This is a genomic window from Endozoicomonas sp. SESOKO2, assembly GCF_024606245.1.
Taxonomy (GTDB): Bacteria; Pseudomonadota; Gammaproteobacteria; order Pseudomonadales; family Endozoicomonadaceae; genus Endozoicomonas_A.
Map to the genome: position 1 here is coordinate 1 of NZ_JAHHPQ010000445.1, position 2,372 is coordinate 2,372.

2 protein-coding genes and 1 pseudogene are annotated in these 2,372 nt (G+C 47.5%); all 3 read right to left on the minus strand.

All coding sequences use genetic code 11. The features are described 5' to 3' along the window. A pseudogene (gene ushA, locus KDK17_RS19330) lies at positions 1-358 on the minus strand (bifunctional UDP-sugar hydrolase/5'-nucleotidase); the annotation flags it as partial. Further along, complete coding sequence (locus tag KDK17_RS10130; RefSeq protein WP_306671269.1) at positions 336-1,076, minus strand: metallophosphoesterase; 741 nt, start codon at positions 1,074-1,076, stop codon at positions 336-338. The pseudogene ushA and the gene KDK17_RS10130, both read right to left, overlap by 23 nt. A 42-nt stretch (positions 1,077-1,118) precedes the next feature. Continuing rightward, positions 1,119-2,372: hypothetical protein (locus tag KDK17_RS10135; protein ID WP_257288001.1), on the minus strand; the 1,254-nt coding region annotated here is incomplete at its 5' end.

A 2,372-nucleotide genomic window follows, 5' to 3' on the forward strand; every position in this document is an offset into this window, starting at 1 on the left:
GATTGGTAGGCTCAAAACGAACTTCTTTGCGTTCCCCCAGAAGGCGCTGGTCGACAGAGCCTACTTTTTCCTGAACCATTTTGGCACCTTTTTTCTGGTAAGGTGTCAGCAGTTCCAGCATGGCTGGATCCTGGGCAAGCAAGACTTCAGTATTACCCGTATTCACAGCAATCAGTCGGTAGTCAACCAGTTTCAGGTCGCCGTTTTTAAATTCAAAATCAGCACGACCAACGAATTTGCCCCATTCCCAGGCCTGAACAATGTAAGTCCCGTTCTGATGGTCTGGCTTGAACAGCGGGTCTTGAGAGTGACCGCCGACAATCAGGTCAATGCCGTCAACACTTCTTGCCAGAGTCACGTCTCCCGGTGCATTGGCACCGTAATAGGCGTCGGCATAGTGCCCCATGTGAGTAGTGGCGATGATGATATCTGCGTTTTTTTTTCAGTTCAGGAACAAGCTTGGAGGCGACTACCATAGGTTCTTTAAATGTCAGGCCGACAAGATTACCCGGGCTGGTCTGTTTCGGTGTGTCTTTGGTCGTCAGGCCCATGACGGCAACCTGAAGTTCATCCACGTCGAAGATGGTATAAGGTTCGAACAGGGTTTTTCCGGTTTTGTCGTCAATGATATTAGCTGACAGGAAGGGGAAGTTAGCCAGCTCCGCCTGCATTTCGAGGATGGAGCGAGGATTGTCGAATTCGTGATTGCCAACGGCCATTGCGTCGTAACCGAGCAGGTTCATACCCATGAAGTCAGGAACGGCGTCCTGCAAGTCGGATTCAGGTACACCCGTGTTGATATCGCCACCGGATAATAATAGAACATTGCCGTCTTTAGCCTGAACTTCTTCACGAATCTGGTTAACCAGGGTCATGCGGGCAGCCATACCATAACGCCCCTTAGTGTCCTGCCAGAAGCGACCGTGGTGGTCATTGGTATGGAGAATGGTCAGTTTATAGGTTTTGTCTTGCTGATAGCTGGTTTTGGGTTGAATCTGAAGGAGAGAGCAGCCGCTAATAGAAATGGTCAGAGCTGTTGCAGTAAAGAGCTTCATACCGTGTCGCAGCATTTGCATAGAAGGCATCCTTGGTTGACAGAATTTGTTGTTATTGATGGCTTATTGTTCTGACGGTAAATAAGGGCAGGGGATCTGAAGCAGTTGCCCATTTTCATCAACATACCAGTCTATTTGTCCTTGTCTGGTGGCTAACTTTACCATGACTTGTGGTTCTGTTGCTTCAACTTTACCTCGCTTCAGAGGTTCTATGGAAACAATGGATCTGCCGGAAATTTGATAAGTTTCCAGTCCCATAATCCCGGCTTCTCTAACTCCCAATGAATAGGGGGGTTTACCGGCTATCATTGTGTAATCAACGGCAAGGTTTCCGTCTGGCAATTGTGTGACTGTAATCCGGATGGTATCACGGGCATCCTTGCCCATAGGGGTCAGCAGAAAGGGGGTCACCTTATGTAGGCGATAATTCTCAAGCTTGGTCTGGTAGGCAGCAAAAGCCTGAGTCAAAAGTTTTGATAAAGCGCTGGCAGCGCGCCGGTCGCGAAGAAAGCGCATTAGTTGAGTGACTTCCAGCGGTTTTCCGACATGAGAGTAACTTTGATCCTTTCTTTTACTGCTGCCATTGGCTACTTTGAATTCAAAGTCTGTTCTTGGGCGATCCATCTCAAATTGAGTGAGCATTTTGTCGGAATCGTTGATGCTGGTCAGAATTAATTGCCACTCTTTATGCATGCTTTGTCTCATGCCCAGAAATTCCGGAGAAACGAATCCTTTATCATTAAGACCGTACTTCAGGGCTTCTGGCAATCTTTTAGTCATTTCTCCTGTGATGTGGCTCAACCATTTTTCAGATGGGTCTCTGAGCATTTGACGGGTTTCAGATGAAACACTGGGCACTAAACAGGCATCGTGTAATTCGTCAACGAGAGCAAACAGACGTGATAGCCCTTTGTCGTAGGAAAAGCTATCGGTTACTGAGGTCGCATCCCCCGAAGTCACACCTCCTGAAGCCACATCGGCCAACAATGAAGGAATGTCCGCAATATGGAGCTTTCTTAACGGCACATTAGAATCGTTGAATCGTTCAACCCTTTGCACAATAAAAGCCATGTCCTGATGAAATGTTTGTTGCCACGGCGTGTTCTGAATAGCATGGATAGGTTGAACATTAACCAGATGTTGAGCGGTGAGAGAAAAAAACTGACTCAGCATTTTCAATTCCCCGGGCGCCTGAATCAATAGTCCCAGGATGTAACGATTAAGTCTTTCCTGCGTTAACTGCTGTTGTTGAATGTCGGACAACATTCCTGCCAGCATCCTCTGTGTGCTTTCATCCAGAGAGGCTGAACTCAATGT

Excerpts from the sequence above, each read along its gene's own strand:
- KDK17_RS10130 (WP_306671269.1), bottom strand. The coding sequence starts at position 1,076 with ATGCAAATGCTGCGACACGGTATGAAGCTCTTTACTGCAACAGCTCTG.